This is a genomic window from Lysobacter sp. (assembly GCA_013141175.1).
Lineage (GTDB): Bacteria > Pseudomonadota > Gammaproteobacteria > Xanthomonadales > Xanthomonadaceae > Lysobacter_I.
The window spans coordinates 1,341,215-1,362,104 of sequence record JABFRN010000001.1; the positions used below are offsets into that span (position 1 = coordinate 1,341,215).

The 20,890-nt window shown below is 66.0% G+C and carries 29 protein-coding genes; all 29 read left to right on the forward strand.

What is annotated here, in order from left to right; all coding sequences use genetic code 11:
- The first annotated feature begins 5 nt into the window (after positions 1 to 5).
- On the forward strand, positions 6 to 530 hold the full coding sequence (locus HOP03_06055; protein ID NOT87726.1) for a glycoside hydrolase family 108 protein: 525 nt from the start codon (positions 6 to 8) through the stop codon (positions 528 to 530).
- On the forward strand, positions 527 to 829 hold the full coding sequence (locus HOP03_06060; GenBank protein ID NOT87727.1) for a hypothetical protein: 303 nt from the start codon (positions 527 to 529) through the stop codon (positions 827 to 829). The genes HOP03_06055 and HOP03_06060 overlap by 4 nt, the downstream gene beginning before the upstream one ends.
- Entirely contained in the window at positions 822 to 1,262 is a 441-nt protein-coding gene (locus HOP03_06065; GenBank protein ID NOT87728.1) for a hypothetical protein, read from the forward strand. Before HOP03_06060 ends, HOP03_06065 begins: the two co-directional genes overlap by 8 nt.
- The gene (locus tag HOP03_06070) at positions 1,259 to 1,858 is read left to right on the forward strand and encodes a hypothetical protein (protein NOT87729.1); all 600 of its coding nucleotides are present in this window, start codon (positions 1,259 to 1,261) and stop codon (positions 1,856 to 1,858) included. Before HOP03_06065 ends, HOP03_06070 begins: the two co-directional genes overlap by 4 nt.
- Positions 1,855 to 2,100, forward strand: coding sequence for a hypothetical protein (locus HOP03_06075; GenBank protein NOT87730.1), 246 nt, complete (start codon positions 1,855 to 1,857; stop codon positions 2,098 to 2,100). Before HOP03_06070 ends, HOP03_06075 begins: the two co-directional genes overlap by 4 nt.
- Entirely contained in the window at positions 2,097 to 2,852 is a 756-nt protein-coding gene (locus tag HOP03_06080) for a hypothetical protein (protein NOT87731.1), read from the forward strand. Before HOP03_06075 ends, HOP03_06080 begins: the two co-directional genes overlap by 4 nt.
- Complete coding sequence (locus tag HOP03_06085; GenBank protein ID NOT87732.1) at positions 2,852 to 3,361, forward strand: hypothetical protein; 510 nt, start codon at positions 2,852 to 2,854, stop codon at positions 3,359 to 3,361. The genes HOP03_06080 and HOP03_06085 overlap by 1 nt, the downstream gene beginning before the upstream one ends.
- Positions 3,358 to 3,507, forward strand: coding sequence for a hypothetical protein (locus tag HOP03_06090; protein ID NOT87733.1), 150 nt, complete (start codon positions 3,358 to 3,360; stop codon positions 3,505 to 3,507). Before HOP03_06085 ends, HOP03_06090 begins: the two co-directional genes overlap by 4 nt.
- A gap of 16 nt (positions 3,508 to 3,523) precedes the next feature.
- Positions 3,524 to 6,367 carry a DNA-binding protein gene (locus tag HOP03_06095; protein ID NOT87734.1) on the forward strand — a complete coding sequence of 948 codons (2,844 nt, stop codon included), beginning with the start codon at positions 3,524 to 3,526 and terminating at the stop codon, positions 6,365 to 6,367.
- Positions 6,367 to 7,392, forward strand: a complete 1,026-nt coding sequence (locus HOP03_06100; GenBank protein ID NOT87735.1) for a hypothetical protein — start codon at positions 6,367 to 6,369, stop codon at positions 7,390 to 7,392. The genes HOP03_06095 and HOP03_06100 overlap by 1 nt, the downstream gene beginning before the upstream one ends.
- Positions 7,392 to 8,312, forward strand: coding sequence for a hypothetical protein (locus tag HOP03_06105; protein ID NOT87736.1), 921 nt, complete (start codon positions 7,392 to 7,394; stop codon positions 8,310 to 8,312). The genes HOP03_06100 and HOP03_06105 overlap by 1 nt, the downstream gene beginning before the upstream one ends.
- Complete coding sequence (locus HOP03_06110) at positions 8,312 to 10,027, forward strand: hypothetical protein (GenBank protein ID NOT87737.1); 1,716 nt, start codon at positions 8,312 to 8,314, stop codon at positions 10,025 to 10,027. Before HOP03_06105 ends, HOP03_06110 begins: the two co-directional genes overlap by 1 nt.
- 2 nt (positions 10,028 to 10,029) lie before the next feature.
- On the forward strand, positions 10,030 to 10,827 hold the full coding sequence (locus tag HOP03_06115) for a hypothetical protein (protein ID NOT87738.1): 798 nt from the start codon (positions 10,030 to 10,032) through the stop codon (positions 10,825 to 10,827).
- Between the two features lie 61 nt (positions 10,828 to 10,888).
- Positions 10,889 to 11,116 (forward strand): hypothetical protein, encoded by a 228-nt coding sequence (locus HOP03_06120; protein ID NOT87739.1) that lies wholly within the window; start codon positions 10,889 to 10,891, stop codon positions 11,114 to 11,116.
- A 29-nt stretch (positions 11,117 to 11,145) separates the two neighbouring features.
- Positions 11,146 to 11,361, forward strand: a complete 216-nt coding sequence (locus HOP03_06125; protein ID NOT87740.1) for a hypothetical protein — start codon at positions 11,146 to 11,148, stop codon at positions 11,359 to 11,361.
- Positions 11,351 to 11,632: a hypothetical protein gene (locus tag HOP03_06130; GenBank protein ID NOT87741.1), complete on the forward strand. Its 282-nt coding sequence runs from the start codon at positions 11,351 to 11,353 to the stop codon at positions 11,630 to 11,632. Before HOP03_06125 ends, HOP03_06130 begins: the two co-directional genes overlap by 11 nt.
- Positions 11,625 to 14,111, forward strand: a complete 2,487-nt coding sequence (locus HOP03_06135; GenBank protein ID NOT87742.1) for a hypothetical protein — start codon at positions 11,625 to 11,627, stop codon at positions 14,109 to 14,111. Before HOP03_06130 ends, HOP03_06135 begins: the two co-directional genes overlap by 8 nt.
- 147 nt (positions 14,112 to 14,258) lie before the next feature.
- Positions 14,259 to 14,618 carry a hypothetical protein gene (locus tag HOP03_06140; protein ID NOT87743.1) on the forward strand — a complete coding sequence of 120 codons (360 nt, stop codon included), beginning with the start codon at positions 14,259 to 14,261 and terminating at the stop codon, positions 14,616 to 14,618.
- Positions 14,599 to 15,039, forward strand: a complete 441-nt coding sequence (locus HOP03_06145) for a hypothetical protein (GenBank protein ID NOT87744.1) — start codon at positions 14,599 to 14,601, stop codon at positions 15,037 to 15,039. Before HOP03_06140 ends, HOP03_06145 begins: the two co-directional genes overlap by 20 nt.
- Positions 15,040 to 15,223: 184 nt before the next feature.
- On the forward strand, positions 15,224 to 15,508 hold the full coding sequence (locus tag HOP03_06150) for a hypothetical protein (GenBank protein ID NOT87745.1): 285 nt from the start codon (positions 15,224 to 15,226) through the stop codon (positions 15,506 to 15,508).
- On the forward strand, positions 15,505 to 15,690 hold the full coding sequence (locus tag HOP03_06155) for a hypothetical protein (protein ID NOT87746.1): 186 nt from the start codon (positions 15,505 to 15,507) through the stop codon (positions 15,688 to 15,690). The genes HOP03_06150 and HOP03_06155 overlap by 4 nt, the downstream gene beginning before the upstream one ends.
- A gap of 242 nt (positions 15,691 to 15,932) precedes the next feature.
- The gene (locus tag HOP03_06160) at positions 15,933 to 16,130 is read left to right on the forward strand and encodes a hypothetical protein (protein ID NOT87747.1); all 198 of its coding nucleotides are present in this window, start codon (positions 15,933 to 15,935) and stop codon (positions 16,128 to 16,130) included.
- Positions 16,131 to 16,247: 117 nt separating this feature from the next.
- Positions 16,248 to 16,532, forward strand: coding sequence for a hypothetical protein (locus tag HOP03_06165; protein NOT87748.1), 285 nt, complete (start codon positions 16,248 to 16,250; stop codon positions 16,530 to 16,532).
- Positions 16,529 to 16,732, forward strand: a complete 204-nt coding sequence (locus HOP03_06170) for a hypothetical protein (GenBank protein NOT87749.1) — start codon at positions 16,529 to 16,531, stop codon at positions 16,730 to 16,732. The genes HOP03_06165 and HOP03_06170 overlap by 4 nt, the downstream gene beginning before the upstream one ends.
- 717 nt (positions 16,733 to 17,449) lie before the next feature.
- Positions 17,450 to 17,692: a hypothetical protein gene (locus HOP03_06175; protein ID NOT87750.1), complete on the forward strand. Its 243-nt coding sequence runs from the start codon at positions 17,450 to 17,452 to the stop codon at positions 17,690 to 17,692.
- Positions 17,693 to 18,048: 356 nt separating this feature from the next.
- Positions 18,049 to 18,516 (forward strand): DUF2924 domain-containing protein, encoded by a 468-nt coding sequence (locus HOP03_06180; GenBank protein ID NOT87751.1) that lies wholly within the window; start codon positions 18,049 to 18,051, stop codon positions 18,514 to 18,516.
- Positions 18,513 to 19,859 (forward strand): recombinase family protein, encoded by a 1,347-nt coding sequence (locus HOP03_06185; GenBank protein ID NOT87752.1) that lies wholly within the window; start codon positions 18,513 to 18,515, stop codon positions 19,857 to 19,859. Before HOP03_06180 ends, HOP03_06185 begins: the two co-directional genes overlap by 4 nt.
- Positions 19,856 to 20,290, forward strand: coding sequence for a LacI family transcriptional regulator (locus tag HOP03_06190; GenBank protein NOT87753.1), 435 nt, complete (start codon positions 19,856 to 19,858; stop codon positions 20,288 to 20,290). Before HOP03_06185 ends, HOP03_06190 begins: the two co-directional genes overlap by 4 nt.
- A 206-nt stretch (positions 20,291 to 20,496) precedes the next feature.
- Complete coding sequence (locus HOP03_06195) at positions 20,497 to 20,889, forward strand: hypothetical protein (GenBank protein NOT87754.1); 393 nt, start codon at positions 20,497 to 20,499, stop codon at positions 20,887 to 20,889.
- Position 20,890 lies beyond the last annotated feature (1 nt).

The following is a 20,890-nucleotide window of genomic DNA, read 5'->3' on the forward strand; positions in this document are numbered from 1 at the left end:
AATCCATGACCAATACCAACAAGCCGGCGGCGTCGCCGCCGGCCGGGGACCGCTTTGCCCGCGCGATCGAGCGCGTGCTCGAACACGAAGGCGGCGATGCGGACGATCCGCGCGATCCCGGCGGCAAGACGCGCTGGGGCATCAGCCAGCGCGCCTATCCGTTCTTGGACCTATCCACGCTCACCCGCGAGGGGGCGATCGCGCTTTATCGCCGAGATACGTGGACGCCGATCCGCGGCGATGCGCTGCCGGAAGCCATTGCCTTCCAGGTGCTCGACGCGGCCGTGAACCACGGCGTCCTGCGCGCGGTTGGCTGGCTGCAGCAGGTGCTCGGCGTGCGCGTGGATGGCGTCGTCGGGCCGCTCACGCGGGCTGCAGCAAGCGAGGCCGATCCCGTCACCCTGATCCTCGCCTACAACGCGGCGCGGCTGGACTTCTACGTGCGGCTTCGGACGTTTCCGACGTTCGGTCGCGGCTGGACGCGCCGGATCGCCGCCAACTTGCGCTTCGCGGCGCAAGACCTCGCATGAGCCGGAGTGATCCCGCCTTCGAGGCCGCACACGATGCCTTGTTCGCCGTGTTCGGTGAGCCTGCACAGGTGCGTCGCAAGCGCAGTCGCACGGTGCCGGTGCGCGTGGTCGTCACCTACAACGTGCGCGAGCTGGGCGACTACAGCCAGGGCCAATCGCGAGTGACCACCGTGAAGTTCCTCAATCGCGAGTGGCGCCCGCGCGCGGGCGACCGATTGCAACTGCCCGCAGGCGCGTTCCTGATCGAACGCATCATGGTTGACGACGGCATCGTGACCGAAACGGTGCTGCATGGGTGAGACGCCGATTCCGTGGGCGATTCTGGAGCTGGTGCAGACGCGATTGCGCACCGTGCGCAAGGCCGGCGGATATCGCACAGATGCCGGCCGCGATGTGCGTGTGGAACCTGCGCCTTTCGATCCGAACGACACCGCGCGCCTGACGCTGTATCCGTTGACGACGCTCTATCCCGACGATGCGCGCAGTGCCAGCGAGCGCGGCTACACCTTCGTCGTCGAAGCCCTGGTGCCAGTAAAACTCGACAACGCGCAGCAGCGCATCGTCGAGACGATCGCCGATATCGAGGACGCGCTCGACGGTTTTGTGCAGGCGCCGCTGGCGCTGCCGCTGCAGTTCCAGGAATCGGTGCTGCTCGATCGCCCCGATGGCGTCGCCGCGATGGCGGCGCAACTGCTGTTCGGCACGCGTTATCGCCGGAGCGTGCCGCGATGACGTTGCTGCACGCCGATCTCGATGGCGTGTTGGCCGCCTCGCGCAATCTCAGCGCGCTGGCCTCGCGACTGCCGACCCTGCACACGCGCGCCATCGGCACGTTGCGTCGCCGTCTGCCGGTGGAAGCCCGACGCGATATCCAGGCCGAGTACCAGATCGGCGCACGTCGGCTAGCGCAAGACCTGCAATCGCGCGCCACCGATGACGGTGTGCGCCTCGTCGGCCGTTTCCGTGGGATCGGCTTGCGGAACTTCGCGGCACGTCAGACCCGGCGCGGCGTCACCGCCGCCGTCCTGCGCGGCAAGCGGAGCCTGCGTGAGCACGCCTTCCTTGGCGTCGGCGTCAATCGCAATGCGCAGGTGTTCCGCCGTGAAGGCGCCAAACGCGAGATGCAGCAGGGGCGCTATGCCGGCAAGAAACGCCAACCACTGGTGGCCGAGTACGGCGCCACCGCCGCACAAATGCTCGCCAAGGGCCGCCGCCCCGAACGCCTCATCGATTACGCGCGCGGCGTGCTCGCCGCCGAGTCCGAACGTCTCCTGCGGCTCGCTGCCGCGTCATCCACCAATTCTTCCGCCACTGGACCCTCGTCGTGAACACGATCCGTCTCTATCACCCGCACACCCACGAGGGTGTGGCCTACACGCCGCCGCCCGAAGGGGTCGAACTGACCGTCAACGACGCCGATGCCGCCTTCCTCAAGGCGCTCGGCCTGACCACGCCACCGCCCACGCTTGTCGATGCGCCCACCGCGTCGACGCAGACCGACACGCACACCACCGACACCGACGACCACACGCACGTCGATGTCGCCGACAGCGAGGACACCGTCGCATGAAAGATTTTTCCTTCCAGGGCGGGCTGTATCTGGGCACTCGTCTGCCGGGTGGCCGTCCCGGCGCGCTGCGCTGGGTCGGCGATGCGCCCAAGTGCGACCTGACCCTCAAGACCGAGACCGAGACGCGCAAGGAATCGTACTCGGGCAATCGACTGACCTCGGCGGTGCTGCAGAAAGGCAAAGAAGCCGAACTGTCGATCGCGATCAACTGGGCCGATATCGACAACCTGCTGCTCGGCCTGTACGCGACCAAGGCCTCGATCGCCGCGGGCACGCTCACGGGCGAGGCCTTGCCGGTGCCGCTGGCCGCCAACGATCTGATCGCGCTCGATCACAGCACGATCAGCCAACTCGTGATCACCGACAGCAACGCCGCGCCGGTGACGCTTGCGGCGAACACGCACTACCGCATCCAGAGCGCACGCGCCGGCCTGATCAAGCTGCTCAACCTCGCGGCCTTCACCATGCCGCTGCGCGCGGCCTATCGCTACGGCGCACGCGTCAGCGTGGCGATGCTCACCACGTCCGCGCCCGAACGCTTCCTGTTCCTGGATGGCACCAACACCATCGACGGATCGCCCGTGCAGGTGCGTCTGTACCGCGTGCAGTTCAATCCGGTCAGCAACCTTGGCCTGATCCACGAGAGCTTCGGGCAGTTCGAGATGACCGCCTCGGTGCTGTTCGATCCAGAAGCCGCCGCCGATCCTCTGCTCGGCGGATTTGGGCGACTCGATCTGCCGGAGGTGGCGTGATGGCCACGAGAATTCCCGCTGCGCTAGCGGACGAGGCGACTTCAACGGCCGACGATCTCGCGGTATTGCATCCCGATCGCACGCTCACCATCGGCGGACGCGACGTGACGATCCGCGAGTACGGCTTCTTCGAGGGACTGGACGTCGCGGATCGTGCGGCGGCCTTCATCGCCGATCTGGTCGCCGCAAGCGAAGACGGCACCCTGCGCTACACGCAGGTCCGTCGCCTGTTCGGTCGCCACCGTTCGGTGGTGCCATCGATCGCAGCGCAGGCGGGCGATGTCGAGGTCGCATGGTTGGAAGCGTTGGCACCCGACGACCTGGAGATCTATCTCGCCACATGGTTCGCGGTCAACGCCGCTTTTTTCGTGCGCGAGGCGCTGGCGGAACTGCGCGAGACCGGGCTGCGCGAGACGCACGCCCTCGCGGCCGGCGCCTCGGCTGGAGCGAGTGTTTCCTCCGACTTGCCGGGGCCGGACTCGGCGATCTCGATCGGCTCGGACGCATGACCGAGCGCCAACTCAACCTCGCCTTCGATGCGCTGGAACGCGACGACCGTCGCCGCCGCGCCGACTTCATCGAGGACGTGGCCACTGCCGTGTGGGGCGGCGATGCGGCCGAGGCGCGCGTGAAGGTCCTGCGCGGCCCCGACTGAGTCCACCGATCGCACCATGAACCAGGACACCGTTCTTAACCTCAAGGTCCGCGGCGACTCCACGCAGGCCGAAGCGAGCCTTGCGCGCGTCGAAGGCGCGCTCGGCCGCGCCGACCGTGCGGTCGCCCAGCTCAATGCGACCAGCACGACGGCCGCGCGCACCAGTGCGACCCAAGCGCAGACGCAGGACGCCGTCGCGGGCGCACATCGCCGCAGCGCGAGGGCGACCGATATCGGTGCGCGTGCGGTCAATGAATACGGCGTCTCCGTCGGCCAGACCCGGCAGGCGATGCGGATGCTGCCGGCGCAGATCACCGACATTTTTACGTCGCTCGCGGGTGGACAAAAACCATGGCTGGTCGCGATCCAGCAAGGTGGTCAATTGAAGGATTCCTTTGGCGGCATCGTGCCCGCCGCACGCGCGCTGCTCGGCGCGATTACGCCGCTCGCCGTCGGCATCGGATTGACCGCCGTCGTGATCGGTGGGTTCGCGGTCGCGACGGTGTCCGGCTATCGCGAGACGCAGGCCTACGAGCGTGCATTGATCGCCAGCGGCAATGCTGCGGCAACCACAGCCGGGCAACTCGGTGTCATCAAGGACACGGTCGGCGCGGCGACGGGCGAGTATGGCGATGCGCAGGTCGCGCTGACCGCGCTCGCCGCCGCAGGCACCGTCGCAGGCGACACGCTTGCGCTGGCCGCCAGCGCGGCGGTCAATCTCGCGACGTTGACCGGCGCGTCCGTCGAGGAGACGACGCAGAAAGTCATCGCGCTGGCGCGCGCGCCGTCCGCGCAACTGATCGAACTCAACCAGCAGTACCGCTTCCTCTCGGTCGAGGTCTACCAGCATGTGCGCGCGCTCGAAGCGCAGGGGCGTGCGCAGGACGCCGCGCGCCTGGCGATCGAGACCTTCGCCCGTGTCCACGAGCAGCGGGTGCAGGAGGCGTATGCACGCGCCGGCTCGCTGGAGCGGGCGTGGATCGCACTGGGCAAGGTCATCGGCGGCGTCTGGCAAACGATCAAGAACATCGGCCGCGACGATCTTGCCTTCCGGCTGTCGAAAACCACCGACGAACTGGAGCGCATCGGCAACGAGTGGAAGCAACTCGGCGGGATCAACTCGCTCGATGCCGTGCTCGCCAGTCGCGATGTCGACGCCGGCACCAAGGACCGCATCCGGGCGTTGCGTCAGGAACAGGCCGCGCTGCAACGCGAGGCCAACGCCGAGCAGGCGAAGGCAGGCGCGCAGGCCGCCACGCAGGCGACGCAGACGAACGCGATCAACGCCCTTGGCCGCGCACAGGCAGCACTCGGCCAGGACCGCGCCGTCGCCAAAGCACAGCAGTTGCGCGCACTTGAGCGCGATATCGCAGCACTGCGGGCGGGCGGCGTGAAAACGGTGGAGGGCATCGGTATCGATGCCTTCGAAAAATCGCGCCGGGCGCAGATCGACGAGCAGTTCAAGCCGGCGAAGGGGCCGCGTCCGTCGAAGCCGAAAGCCACCGATGCAGACCGTGCGCGCGAGGCCGCCGAACGCGAACTCGAGTCGCTGCGTCGCGAGATCGCGCTACTCGGCGAAGTCGAAGCTGGCCAGACCCGCGCGGGCGAAGCGGCGCGGATTCGGTATGAGACCACGCAGGGCGCGCTGAAGACGCTGGCGCCTGCACTGAAGGCGCAACTCGTCAATGAGGCCGAAGCCCTCGACAAGGCCCGCGCCGCTGCGGAAGCCGAGCGCGAGCGCAAGGCCGAGATCGAGAAGACGACGCGCGCCTATGAAGCGCTCCGCGCCGGACTGCGCACGCCGACCGAAGTCGCGCTGGAAGACGCGCGCGAACAGGTCCAGTTGCTCAACGATGCGCTGCGCGACGGGATCGCAACCAAGGATGCGTTCGATGCGGCGATGGCGCGCGTGGCGCAAACCTCGTTCCGTAAACCCGACGCCGTGCCCGGCGCCGCGCCAGACCTTGGCGACACCGGCGACGAGCTGGCGCAGATTGAACAGTCGCGCGTGAGGTTGCAGGCGTGGCACGCCGAACAACTGGCGTTGCTCGCACAATTCCGCTCACAACGCGCCGATCTGAATGCGCAGTGGGATGCGCAAGAGGAGACGATTGAACGCCAGCATCAAGCCGCGCTCGCACAACTGCAGTCGGCGCAGACGCAAGTGCTGCTCGCGGGCGCGTCCGCGACCTTCGGCCAGCTCGCCGAGATCGCCAAGTCCTTCGGCGGCGAGCAGAGCGCGACCTATCGCGCGCTGTTTGCGCTATCGAAGGCGTTCGCCATCGCCCAGGCCGCACTCGCGCTCGCCAACAACGTCGCCGAAGCGAGCAAATACGGGTTCCCGCAGAACATCCCCTTCATTGCCGGTGCCATCGCGCAGGGCGCGACTATCGCTGGCCTGATCGCGCAGGCCACGTTCAACGGTGGCGGCGGTTACGCGACCGGCGGCCACGTGCGTGGGCCGGGCACGGCCACCTCCGACAGCATCCCGGCGTGGCTGTCGGATTTCGAGTTCGTGACCCGCGCGGCCGTCGTGCGTCAGCCCGGTGCGCTTCCGTTCTTGGAGGACTTCAATCGGCGCGGTATGCCGGCCGTGGAGGCGTGGCAGGCACGTCGCTTCGCCAGCGCCGGGCCACCATCCGTCTCGCTGCCGCGCGCCCCGCGCGTGAACTTTGCCGAAGGCGGCCTCGCTCGCGCCGCCGCAGGCCTGAACCCGCAACTCAACCTGCGCCTGATCAACGCGATCAACACCGATGCGCTCGCCGATTCGATGGCGCAGAGCCGGGGCATGGAGCAGACCATTCTCAACGTGATCGACCGCAACGGCAGTTTCCTGCGCCAGCGCCTCGGTGGTGGCTGATGGCCTATGCGATCGACACCCTCGTGAAGGCCGGTGGCGACGATGCCCACTATCGTTTGCTTGGGGCGATTCAAACGCTCGCAGAAAGTGTCGGCTGGACGACGCTGCGCTTCGACACATCAATGTCCGAACGCGAACTGATCCTGCGCTCCACCGGCACCACCGGCGAGGAAGAGATCACCGTCGGCTTCAAGGCATACCAGAACCTCGCGGCGGATTACTACAACCTGCTCGCCGCGACGATGGTCGGCTACGTGCCGGCGGCGCCGTTCGAGGCACAGCCCGGCATCAAGACCAGCGGCGTGCCGGGCCACAACCAGGCCGTGACGTACTTCTTGACCGCGAATCCGCGCCGGATCGTCGGCGCGTTCAAGGTCGGCTCACCGATCTATGCGCACGTTTACGTCGGCAAGGCGCTGGCGTATGCGCGGCCGAAGGAGTTTCCATCGCCGCTGATCGTGGCCGGGCACTTTGATGGCCGCGAAGCGAAGCGCTACAGCGATCTGCACTGGTTTCCGTACAAGGGCCGCAAGGGCAGCGGCGACGCGAACTACAACGATGGACATCTCTATCTTCGCGATGCCGGCGGCACCTGGAAGAAGGTGCAGATCTCGCCCTTCGGCAACGGCCACGCGAACGAGGTCACGTATGCGAGCCTCGCCGGCGAGTACGTCGGCCGTAACGGCAGCGGCAATCGTTGTCTCGTCCCCGCCGGCACCCTGCACCAGCCGCAGCCGCTCGAACTGTATGACATGCAGTTCGGCGCCTACGACAACGACGTGCGCGGCTATCCGAGCAGCGGCAATCTCTACGGCGTGCTCGATGGGGTGAGCTTCGTCTCCGGTTTCAACAACGCCTCCGAGAACGTGCTCCAGCTCGAAGGCAGCGCGGTCATCGACCAGACCGGCCTGAGCGTGCGTCAGGCGGTCGATGCGATCCGTGCGGTGAACGGCCGGGCGTTCGTGGTGCTGCAGGACGGCGCACGCACGACGTGGCGCGATTACGTCGCGGTGGAGATGAGCTGATGGCGACGTTCACGGGACAGGTCGCGAGTTTTGCAGCGCTCAAGACCACCATTGAGACCACACTTTCGGCACGCGGCTGGACCTTGGAGAACGGTATCCTGAGCAAGAGCATTGCGTTCGTACAACTGATCGCAACCGCGACGGAACTGCGCCTGCAGGCCGGTACCGGCCAAGCGGCCGCAGCGCTCACTGGCGCGTGTCCGCAGTCGGTGAAACTGCTGTCGTTCACCAACGCACCGATCCAGTGGCCGGCGGTGTACCTGCTGCACGTGTTCGATACGCCCGACGAGATCTACGTGGTGCTGCGCTACAACGTCGATCGTCATCAACACCTCAATTGGGGCGTGTCGTCGATGCTGCAGATCGGCGGGTCAGGCCTGTGGTGCTCGGGCACGTTCCGCGGCGATGTCGACGGCACGCGCGCGGGCGTCAAGGTGTACATCGACACCAATACCGGCACCCAGCTCGGCGCAGCGCCCTACGACGGCTTCGGACTCGGGTTCTTCTTCGCCAGCATCGCGGGCACGTATCACTCGTCCTTCATTCACTGCGGGCTCGAAGGCGCGCCCGCGTGGCGCACCAACGTCGGCGGCAACACCGGCGATCTGCTCGGTGTCTCGCACAAGGCCGGCCTGCTGCATGCGCTGCCCTCGCAGTTCAACCAGGCCACCGTCCTGCTGCCGATCGACGTGTTGATGGCGCGTCAGGCGCAGGGCCAGACGATCGTCGCCACGCTCGCGCACGCCCGCTACTGCCGGCTCGATCACCTCGATCTGAACGCTCCGCTGATCTACGGCCCCGAACGCTGGATGGCGTATCCGCTGCATGCGCTCCATCCGGTGCAGCGCAACGGCGTCGGCTGGCCCATCGGCGGGCAGCACACCGGCACCTTCGGCATTGCCCTGCGGGAGTCGCCCTGATGGCCGCGCTGCTGGGCATCGCGCCCACACCGCGCCTCTTCGGCGCGATCAACTCGGCGCTCTCGGTCGAACTGAACGCCCTCGGCGAGGGGGCGTTCGCCCAAGCGACCTATGCGCGCGAACGTCTCACCGCGCGCGCGGGTGCGTTTCGCCCATCCGACGCGCTGCGCTGGCCCGCGACCGGGCGGCTGGCGCACCGTTTCGCCGAGGATCTCTTCGACCGCATCCATGTCCTGCCGACCGCACTCTCGCTGGGCAACGTCGTCTCGGAGCTGACCCGCGAGATTGCGGTGTGGAACGCCTGGCGCGCGACACCGCAAACCCTGACAGCCCTGCGCCTGATTGGCGATGCCGGCAGCACGCTCGCCGCACCCGTTGCGCTGCCGATGTCGCTGCGACCGATGCAGGAGCGGGTGCTGACGCTCACCGTCGGTCTCGACGGGCCGCCGGTGATCGATGCGGCAGCGGTGCTGTCCTTCGCGGACGGATCAACCTGGTCGATCCGCATCGATGGCCTGCGTCTGATCGCATGGTCGCTGCCGCCGGACTGGACGGAACCCGTGATCGAGACGCTGGCGTGGCTCACCGATGTGCAAATCGCCGTGGCCGGCACCGTCACCCGCACGCCGCTGCGCGATGCGCCGCGTCGGTCGTGGGAGTTCGCCGTCCTCGCCGATCGCCGCGAACGGCGCTGGGTCGAGCACGCGTTGTTCGACTGGACCGGCCGCGTCTGGGCGCTGCCGGTGTTCGTGGACACGACGTGGTGTCGTGCAGCGGTGCCAGCAGGCGCGACCGAGATCCCGGTCGCAACCGTAGGGCTAGACTTCGCGGTCGGCAGCCTCGCCATGCTCTGGCGCGACGTGGCGACCTACGAACTCGTGGAAGTTGCGCAGATCGCGAGCGATCGCATTGGTCTGCGCGCGCCAACCCGTCGCGCATGGTCGATCGGCACCCGCCTGTTCCCTTGCCGCACTGCGCGCCTGACCGACGCGCCAGAACTGCGACGGCACAACGACCGGCTGATGCAGACGCAACTGCGCTTCGAGGCGACGGAATCCTGCGACTGGCGAGCGGCGTTGCCGGCCACGCGCTATCGCGGATTCCCGGTGCTCGAACACCGTTCGGATGAGAACCGCGATCCTTCCGCGAGCTTCGCGCGGCGCTTCGATCTGCTCGATGGCGAGGTCGGGCGATCGCACCTGGATGATCTGTCGGGGCTGGCGTGGACGACGCAGTCACACGCGTGGCGGCTGATGGGCCGCGCCGAACGTGCTAGCCACCGCAGTCTGCTGTACGGGCTGCAGGGGCGTGCGGAGGCCCTGTGGTTGCCGACCTGGACCGATGACCTGGAGGTGATCGAAACCATTGGCGAGAGCGCAGTGACGCTCACCGTCGCCGCCTGCGGCATCAGCCGCAGCCTGCGCCAGCAGGCGGGCCGCCGCCACATCCGCATCGAACTGCTCGATGGAAGCGTCTTCTATCGCGCCATCGAAGCCTCGTCTGAAATCGCACTCGCCAATGGCGAAACAGGCGAACGCCTGCGGATGGATGCGGCGTTGGGTCGATTCGTCGCACCCGAACGGGTGAGACTCGCCTGCTGGATGGCGCTGGTCACGCTCGCGGGCGACACGGTCGAACTGCAGCACCACGCCGACAGCGAGGGCCTGCTCGATTGCGCGGTGACCTTCGCGGGCGTTCCCGCCGAGGAGCCGTAACCGTGGGCCTGCTCTCGCGCGAGATCGAGCTATACGACTTCTCGATCGGGTTGCACCACTGGCGCTACACCGATGCCGGCCGCGAGGCGATCGTCGAGGGCCAGCGCCACGCGCCGGTTGCGCTCACGCGCGGGCGCATTGCGCAGTCGGCGGAAGAGGCGAAGAACACGCTCGAGATCACCGCGCCGCTCGATCTGCCGTTGCTGAACCTGTTCCGGCCGGTGCCGCCGGGCCTGCGCGTGCGTCTGGACCTCAAGCGTGTGCGGGTGCGTGATGGGCTCGTGCGCTTGGGCTGGACCGGGCACGTCGCGGACCTCGACGAAACCCACAGTGTCGCCAAGCTGCGCTGCCAGTCGCTTGCCGCCGCAGTCGAGACCCTCGGGCTGCGCCGCAGCTGGCAGTCCTCTTGTCCGCTGGTGCTCTACGGCCAAGGACCGGGCCTGTGCAATGCCGATCCGGATGCACACGCCGTCGCCGCGGTGCTGAGCGACGCGACCGGCTACACCGTCGCCTCGGCAGCGTTCGATGCGTTCGATGACGGCCACTTCGATGGCGGCGTGCTGCAGTGGACGGCCAGCCTCGGCATCGAACGCCGCTTCATCGTCAGCCACAGCGGCGCCACCTTGCGCCTGCTCACCCCGGCCGCGCTCGCACCCGGCGCAGGCGTAACGGCGCTGCCCGGCTGCGATCGCACGATGGGGCCGCGCGGCTGCGCGAAATTCCGCAATGAACTCAACTACGGCGGTCAGCCGACCTTGAAGGGCCTGCGCAATCCCTTCGGCAGCGACCCGCTCTTCTGATGCCGCTCCCTCGTCCACCCGCTCGGTGCGCTTCGCGTGCCGGCATCACCGTGCCTCCGCCATGTGGCTCTACGTCATCGTCCTCATTCTTGCCATCGCGATCAGCGTCGCGATGCGCCCCAAACCGCAATCGCAGAAACCACCCTCGCTCGCCGACTTCTCGGTGCCGACCGCCGAAGAAGGGCGCGAGGTGCTGGTGATCTTCGGCGAGGTCTGGATCGACGATCCCAACGTGCTCGCCTTCGGCGATCTGCGCACGACGCCGATCAAGGCCAAAGGTGGCAAGTGATGGATGGCTTGCGCATCCATTTGCGTCACGTGCGCGCCGTCGATCCGGCCGCCGGCCCGCTGTGTACACCCAGCATTCGCGCGTGGTGCCGCCAGCACGGCATCGATCTTCGCACGCTGTGCGAGGACGGCATCGTCAGCGATGACCACCCGCACTTGCACGACGATCCCTTCGTCGCACGCGCGATCGTGATCGCGCGTGCCGAGGCGGAGACGCAAGCAACCGAGAACTTCGATGCGTCGTGAGGTTGTGTATCGCGGTTGGATCGTCTTCGCCTGCGTCTTTTCGATCCTTTCCGGCGGCATGCTGTGGATGTCAGGCGAACGCCTGTTCGCCGTGTTCGGCATTGCGGCCGGCATCTTCCACGCGCTGTGGGGGCTCGATGCCCACGCACTCGTGCGGGGTCGCTGGCGGCGACGCGCGATCGTGATCCCGCAGTTGCGTCCGATGGTAGTCTCGCCGCCGAAAAGAAGCCTAGCACAGCGCCTGTGCGCGTGGTGGAGGCGGCATGGGTAAGTCGAGCAAGCCAACCATCGGCTACCGGCACTTCATGTACCTCTACATGGGCGAGAGCATCGGCCCGAACGACTATCTCGCCGGCATCAAGGTCGGCGGACAACATGTCTTCGAGGGCGAGCTCGCCGGCAGTCGCACGCTGCTGATCAACCTGCCGCAGTTGTTCGGCGGCGACAAGAAAGAAGGCGGCCTCGTCGGCAACCTGCAGATCCGTATGGGCGAGGCGACGCAGCTCCCCGATCCGTATCTGCAGCAGCAAGTGCCGGGACCGTGGCCGGCGGGGCGTGGGCTTTGCACCACGCTCTATCGCGGCATGGTCGGGGCGATGAACCCCTACCTGAAGCTGTGGGCGAAACGGTGGGGGCGCTTCACGCAAGGCTGGTCGACGCCGGTGTGGCAACCATCGCTCGCGCGCATCGGTCGCGGCATGAACGCAGCGCACATCCACTACCAGTGCTTCACCGACACTGTTTGGGGTGTTGGCCTCGACCCGGCGCTGATCGATGCGGACAGTTTCCTGCGCGCGGCGCAGCGATTGCACGATGAGCAGTTCGGGCTGTGTCTGGGCTGGCGACGCGGCGACTCCATCGGCAGTTTCCTGCAGATGGTCAACAACCACGTCGGCGGGCTGTGGGCCTTCGATCCGATGCTCGGCAAGTTCGTCTACCGGCTGTTCCGGCCGGACTACGACGTCGCGACGCTGCCGCTGCTTGATGAGACCAGCGTGCTGGAACTGGAAAGCTGGCAGACGCCGCTGCTCGACGGCAGCGTCAACGAGGTCACCGTGCTCGGCCGCGACTGCGTCACCAACCTCGACATCGCCGCCACCTTCCAGAACATGGCCAATGTCCAGGCGCAAGGCCGTGTCGTCGCTGACCGGCGCTCCCTGCCGGGCCTATGGAACCGCAGTCTGTGCGAGCGCGTGGCCGCGCGCGAGACCGGCGCCGCGAGCAGCCTGCTGCAGCGGATCAAGCTCACCGTCGACCGCCGCTGGTGGGGCGTGAAGCGTGGCGACGTGCTCGCCCTATCCTGGCGGCGCAAGGGCGTGCAGCGGATGCCGGTGCGGGTGCTGGAGGTCGACGAAGGCACGCGCACCGACGGCGCGCTCGCACTGCTGCTGATGCAGGACCTCGATGGCATGGCGGCGACCACCTACCTGCGGCCGGTGATCGGGCCGTGGACGCCGCCGGACACCCGCCCGCAGCCGCTTCCGGCGCAGCGGCTCGTGGAGGCGACTTACCGCGATCTCGCCGGCCGCCTGCGCCCGGCCGATCTGGCGCTCGTCGAGGACGACGCCGGTTTCGTGGTCGCGCTCGGCGCGCGACCAAATGGGCCGGCCTACGGGTACACGCTCACCACGCGGACGACTGGGGGCACGTTCGAGGAGGTCGCCAGCGGCGATTTCTCCGCAGTCGCCACGCTCGCGGGCGCACTGGGTCCGACCGATACCCGCGTCCAGCTCGCCGACATGCGCGATCTGGATCTGGTCGTCGTCGGCACTGAGGCGCTGATCGACGAAGAACTGGTGCGGGTCGATGCGATCGACGTCGTTGCCGGAACGCTCACGATCGCGCGCGGCTGCGTGGACACCGTGCCGGCAGCGCACGCCGAAGGTGCGCGAGTCTGGTGTACAGACACTTACGTCGGCGCCGATCCCACCGAATATCTGGCCGGCGAAACCGTCGAAGCAAAACTGCTCACCCGCACCCAGCAGGGCTCGCTCGATGCCGCACTCGCGCCCATCGCACAGGTGCGCCTCGATGCGCGTCACGCGCGTCCCTATCCGCCAGGGCGGGTGCGGATCAACGGCAGCGCTTGGCCGCCGACCAGCTTCGCGCGACTGGCGATCGCGTGGGCGCACCGCGACCGCGTGCTGCAGGCCGACCGCCTGATCGAACATGAGGCCGGCAGCATTGGCCCGGAGCCGGGGACGACGACAACGGTGCGCATCGTCCACGCGCTCAACGGTGCAGTGCTGCACGAAACCACAGGCATCGCCGGCACCAGTCACACCCACGATCTGCTGCTTGCGAACGACGCAACGATCCGCGTTGAGATCGAGACCCGGCGCGGGGCGCTCTCCAGTCGCCAAAAGCACGTCCGTGTCCTCAATTGCGAGTGCGGCGAAAAACTGGCGAACGCTGACTTCGACACACAGGCGGCCTGGACGCTCGGCACCGGCTGGTCGATCGTCGGTGGCGCCGCAATCAAGGCCGCAGGCATCGTCTCCGATCTCGAACAGCCGTTCGCGTTCGTCGATGGTGGTCTCTACCGCATCGAAGTCGCGTTGAGCCAGGTCACCGCCGGCAGCGTGCGCGTCCGCCTTGCCGGTACCACGCCCATTGACGGCGTGGCACCCAACGCCAACGGCACCTCCATCGACACGCTCACCGCCGCTGGACACACCGCACTGCGCATCACGGCGGACGCGGCGTTCGCCGGTCGCATTGAGCGCGTGAGTCTGCGCCGATTGGCGTAGTCCGGGCACGACGTCAACGCTTGTTTTGAAGCCTGTACGACAGGTGTCTGCTTGTCGCAGCGCGACATCGAACAGTGCTTGGCTTCCATCGCGCACAGCGCGTTCATGTCCTCGTCGGATCGACGACGCCAACACACAGGAAAGCACATGCCCACCATGACCCTCACCATTGAGCGAACACCGCGCACCGTGAAGTTCCGAGGACAAACTCTTCACGTCGAGCAACTCGGCGTGCGACTGCCCTTCGCGTGCAAACCCGATCGACTGCGCGATATGTGCGCCACTGGCGAGCACCGCATCTATGTCACCGAAACGATCGAAATGACCATCGCGGAGTTTGATGACTTCACGACGGACATGACCCGGCCGCAACCGTGGCTCGCGGGCAAAGGCGGCAACGTCGCCGATGGCTGTCTGTGCATCGAGGTCCACGCGCCCGGCCGCCCTTTCCTCTACGTCGATCCATCGGGCTACGACTACGCGCGTTATGTCGCACGTCTCGGATAGACGAATCCATCGCGAACAGAAGTCAAGCATCCGCTTGGCTTCCTCCCCGGAAGCGCGTTCATGCGATCCGCGACAAGGAAATCGACGACTCATGCAACCCAAGAACTCCAGAAAGCAACCCAAGCGAGTCAAGGAATTTTTCCTCGCTTCGCTCCTCGTGCGCATCTCCGGCAAACGCGGTCGCCATGCCTGGCGACGCGACGTGCTGCGGGCCGCCACACCGCGCGCATTGTTGCGCCGCATCGACGGGCGGAAGCACATCGCCTACGCCAGCAACGGCATTGATGTCATCCGCATCGAGCTGATCGACGTCGGCAGCACGATTCTCGCACCTATCGCGGATGGCGCGCAGGCCGAACCGCTGCGAGATTTGATCGAACGCATCCACGCCCGACCCACCGGTCTGGTGTGGTGGGCCTGAGCGCGTCACGAACTCGCACGCCTTCCGCGCAATCACGATACCCATTCGCGCATCGCACGCGACCGCGTCGCCGCAAAGGCTGTACGTCGTCTGTCTCCGCGCCACAGCACGGCCATGTCGTCGCTTGGCTTCACTTGCGAACAGCGCGTTCATGGATGCACACCCACGCACTAGGACAATTCGCATGAATACTGAAATCAACCGACTCGATCTTGAAACGCACCTCGCCTTGCGCAACGGCGCAGATGCCCTGCAGTGCATGCGCGAAGCGATCGAACGTGCTGCGCAGGAGATCGCACGTTATGAGGCGCATTTTCAGAATGCCGACGGCCTCGACCAGAAAGCAAAGGTGCTGAACTGGGCGATCAACCACGTCTGCACCAGCATCATGGGAAACGCGCGCATCGACCTCGCCGCCGGTGCGCAGGCCGAGTTGCACGCCCTCGCCAAGCGAGCGGAAGCACCATGAGCGCAATCCGCACCTCGACGGACAACGCGCGCGATCCGCTTGAAGCGATCCGCGCGATCGATTCTCGGCTACCGCATGCCATGCAATGCGCAGATCTTCAATTGCTGGACGCTGTTCGCTGCGACCTCGCGCAACGCTGGGGCGACGGCGACACAGCGGACGGAACAGACCGCCGACCCTAGTCCGTGCGCCTGAGACTGCCACACGGCGCTCACTGTCGCGACGTGTGTGACGTGTGCGCATCTAGCAGGGAAACGTGCGGTCATCGGCCTAGCGCGCCACTGACGCAACGTCTGCTGCGAGCGCACCGTTTGCCGAATCCGTACCGAACCTGTCAGTCCTTCAATCCTCGAAGCGAACGCTTGGCTTCGGTGCCGAACAGCGCGTTCATGCGGACATCATCCACACCACCGCAGGACATAAAATGAACAAGGTCGATGCACTACTGACTCAAATTGCACAGCGCATATTACGTATCGAAACGCTCGAGTCCCGCCGCCGGGATAGTCTGGACTTCCACGATGTTTCCGTGTTGGAACTGCGAGATGCGCTTGAGGCGGCCTACAACGCCGGAATCGAGCAGGGGCGCAAGGCCAAAGGCGCAGGCAAATCCGCCAGCTGATCGAACATATCGGAAGTCGAGCTCTGGGTGCTTGGCTTCCATTGCGAACAGCGCGTTCATGCCGTCACGCGAAGCACGGCGCGACGCGCGAATCCACTCACACAGGAACGACACACCATGAACCGCACCACGGAAACCCTCGAAGACGAAATCAAGTTCGCGCGCGCACGCGGTGCGGACAGCCTGCGCATGATGCGCATGTCCGTCGCGCATGCCCTGCATGCCGTTGAGGACAGCATCGAGCGATTCGACGGCACAGACGACCTGAAGACGCAGGCCGAATGCATCAATCTTGCGATGATGTGCATTTGCAACGATCTGCTTCCCAAGCTCCGCCTCGACACTGCCGCCGACGCACAGGCAGCCCTTTTGCTTGTCTCCGCACGGAGGGCAGCAGCATGAGCGCCGAACGCATCACGCAGGGCATCGACCGCGATCTGGCTGAGCATTTCCAAATTCTCGACACCCGGTTCCTCGTGGCGATCCATCATGGTGACGTGGATGTCGTGCATCTGGCTCGGCAGGAACTGATGAATCGCGGGCTCAACGGCGAGGGCCGCTGGGTCGGCTTCGCCAAGGCGGGCGAGTTGCTCGGGGTATAGCGCAGCCGCCATGCCTGCTCCATGGCGCCGGCCACATTCCGAATGCTGTTTCACACGCCCGGTGCAGCCAACGCTGCTCCGAGCATTTTTTGCGTGTATGGCGTTTGCCGGTTACTCATCGGAGTCTTCTTGCAGGCATGGAGAACCAGAGAAGGCAGTCCAGTTCACACCAGCAGATGTAGCGTGATAGTGCGACGAAAATCGCGTGCAAGGCTTCGCCTCAAATTTCCGTAGCAATGCCAGCGGTCATGCACTTGGCTGTGCAAGGGAATAGTGCGTTCATACACGTAGACCCGTGCACACGGAAATACCAGTGAATATCGACGTGGACAAGTACGAACGTCTGAATCCGCGACGCCATCAGGCGCGGCGAACAAGTGAACGCCGACAGCCGGCAAACGCTCGAATGCAGGCTGCACTCGATCACCCGCACACAGGAAGCGCAAGCATTTCCGGACCCCCAAGAAGGACAAGGGCCTGGGACGGCACCCGAAACAGATTGCACATCGGCATCGATAGGATCGTGCCTATGCGGCGTTAGGCATCCGGCGTATGCCGGTAAGAAGCGGACGGCCGAGGTGCTGAAACACCCCGGCCGCCCTGACCACCACCGTTCGATTGGAGAACGACAATGGCTGCAAATACTCTATCAGGCCCGAATCGGGCCGAACATCGTCCGTCGCGCTTTGCGGCTGTTGCTGCTACTGGAGCGCGGACATGACCGAAACCACGCGCGAGATCCCGTTCCGGGACATCCCTGTCGAACAGCGACCCTTGCTGTTGATCGCCTCCGGCGTAGGAGTCGCTACCGCGCTCCGAGAAGCTGCCGACCTTGAAGACGCGGTTCGTCGTCTGCTGTTGATGGGAACAGAGACCGGCCTTGACGGAGGCGTCGCATACCTCTGCGAGTTCGCTCTGGAGATTGCTGGTGCACTGCGAAAATCGACCACTGATGAGTGACGGCGAACGCATCTTGCTACTGCGACAACTCGATTGATCGAGTTTTCTGCGGTTTCGCCCAGTTATCCTGCTCACTACGTCACTCTGCGATACAGCAACCGGATTGCATTGGGACACTGCCCGCTGGTTTGAATGTCCAGCGGACACCCCATGACAACGATCCAACTTAGCGACGCGGCACACATGACGCCGCCGCGGCGGCGCATGGAGGTGGCCGCACTCCTCGCCCTGGGCCTGCATCGTCTTCGCGGCGGTGGCGCGCACGCCGGCGCAGTTGCCGCACCCTCTCCGGTTGACCTTGGCTTTGGCGGGGAACCACGCGTACATGCCAACCCCGCTCACCGGAGTCCACAGGCATGACGCAACAACACCCCGCGGCAACGCCCGCATCGATGGCTACGCGCATCGCGCGCCTAACCGACTGGTCGTGGCCAGATCTGTCCAAAGAATGGCGACGACTCTTCAGCACTGACCCATTGGTGATCAATCGGCGTTTCGTCGAGAAACGAATCGCGTATCGCTGGCAGGAGATCGAGTTCGCGAAGACAAATCCTGGTTTGCTCGCGCGCAACCAACATCGCATCGACGAGTTAGTCGCCACCGGCCAATTGAAGCGCCAGCCCGTCGGCGCGATTCCAGTCGCAGGCACCGAACTGATCCGCATCTACGCCGGCATCGAACACCGCGTGCTCGTGCTGTCCGATGGCGAGTTCGAGTATGCCGCCAAGCGATATCCGAGTTTGTCGATGATTGCCCGCGCGATCACAGGGACTCGCTGGTCCGGTCCTGCCTTCTTCGGCCTGCGCAAGGCGGGTGGCCGATGAACGCCACAGCACCCAAGCGCTTGCGCTGCGCCGTCTATACCCGCAAGTCCACGGAGGAAGGACTGGAGATGGCGTACACCTCGATCGATGCCCAGCGCGATTCGGGTGCGGCCTACATCGCCAGCCGTCGCGCCGAGGGATGGATTCCGGTCGCCGACGATTACGACGATGGCGGCTTCTCCGGCGGCACCCTCGAACGCCCTGCCCTGCAGCGGCTGATGGCGGACATCGCGGCGGGCCAGATCGACATCGTCGTCTCCTACAAGATCGACCGCCTCAGCCGCTCCCTGTTCGACTTCGCCGAATTGGTGAAGATCTTCGACAAGCACGGCGTGACCTTCGTGTCGGTGACCCAGCAGTTCAACACCACCGACGCGATGGGACGGATGCTGCTGAACATCCTTCTGACCTTCGCTCAGTTCGAGCGCGAGCTGACCTCCGAGCGCATCCGCGACAAGTTTGCGGCCAGCAAGAAGAAGGGCATGTGGATGCACGGCATCACCCCACTCGGTTACGACGTCAAGGATCGCCGGCTGGTGATCAATGAAGCCGAGGCCGAACAGGTCCGAACGCTGTTCCGCCGCTTTCTCGAAGTGGGTTCGATGATGAAGGTGGCGCAGGAAGCCCGCGCGCGCGGCTGGCGCAACAAATCGTGGACGGCGAAGACAGGACGGCAACATATCGGGAGGCCGCACGATCGCAGCACGATCTTCAAGATGCTGCACTGCCGAACCTATCTCGGCGAACTCAAGAACCGGGATCAGTATGTCGAGGGCACGCACCCGCCGATCATCGACCGGTCCCTGTGGGACGAGGTGCATGCGCGCCTTCAAGTCAGTGGCACCGTGCGCGCAGGCGCGGCCCGTCAAGGCAAGGTGGCCTTCCTGCTGAAGGGCCTGCTGACCGGCCCGGACGGCCGTGCCCTGACGCCGTGGCACACGACCAAGGCCAACGGGCGCACCTACCGCTACTACCTCAGCACGCGCGACATTCACGAGGGGCGGAAGGCGTCCGGCCTGCCGCGCCTGCCGGCCGGAGAACTGGAGGCGGCCGTGGTCGCGCAGCTGCGGCGCCTGCTCCGCGCACCGGAGATGGTCGCAGCCATGATCCCGCAGGCCATCGCACTGGATCCGACCTTGGACGAAGCACAGGTCACGGTGGCGATGACGCAGGTCGAGCGGGTGTGGGACCAGTTGTTTCCGGCTGAGCAGCAGCGGCTGGTTCGCCTGCTAGTCGAGAAGGTCATCGTGACGCCGACGAATCTGGAGCTGCGGCTGCGTCCCGGTGGCGTTGGCGCCCTCACAGCCGAATCACGGCAGACCGCCGAAGAGATTGCAGCATGAGCAGCCCGACGCTGACCGTATCCGGCCCGGCGGCCGAGGTGGTCGCCAGCGACGGGGGAGTCGTACTGAACGTCCCCATAGCCCTGAAGCGGCGCAGCGGCCGGCGGGTGGTGACGGTCGCTGGCGCGGAGCCCGTGGCGGCAACCCGCGCCGGGGCCACCCCACTGCAACTGGCGCTGGCCCGTGGCCACCGCTGGCTGCGGATGCTGGAAACCGGCGAAGCGGCCTCGATGTGCGACATCGCCCGCCGCGAGGGCACCAACCACAGCTATGTCGCTCGGCACATCAACCTGACTCTGCTGGCGCCGGACATCGTCGCCGCGATCCTGGACGAGACCCTGCCGGAGGGCGTCCAGCTCCTGTCCTTGGCGATCAACCCGCCGATGCTGTGGGAGGACCAATGGAGATGGCGCGTGGGGATGACGACATAAGCCTCTGCTCCGCCGCAGGAATTCCGTGCTTCTCGGTGCGCGCGCGATTGCGCTACGCTGCAATCTGGCAGGTGAAACATGAAGTACATCGACAAGTACAGCGACGCGCCGTAGTCGCCTGATCGAGGTGCCGTCTCGCTCCTGGAACCGTGTACCGGGGCGTTCGCCACTTGACGCGCCCCTCGCGAAGGCGTTCCATAGTCGACATGGCATTACTGCGATTCAGACGCACACGTGTCCGCCGAACCATGGCGGCGTGCGCCTTGTTTTGCATGCTGTACCTGCAAGTCGCGGTGGCCGCGTATGCCTGTCCTGTCCAGGTACCGCCATCGGAGCCCGCACCGACGATGGTTGAATGCGAGGATATGACGATGCCGGACCCCGAGGCACCGGCGCTGTGCATCGCGCACTGTCAGGACAGTCAGATCGCGACCCCCGATCTCAATCCCTTGCAGGTGCCGCCATCGGCCCTGCCTCCATTGCACTTCGCCTTGACCGAGGCCTTGCTGCCGCCGGTGCGCGCGCAATACTACGAAGACGTTCCCGTCTGCCAGTCGGACCCACCGACCGCGCAACGCTTCTGTAGCCTGCAGATCTAAG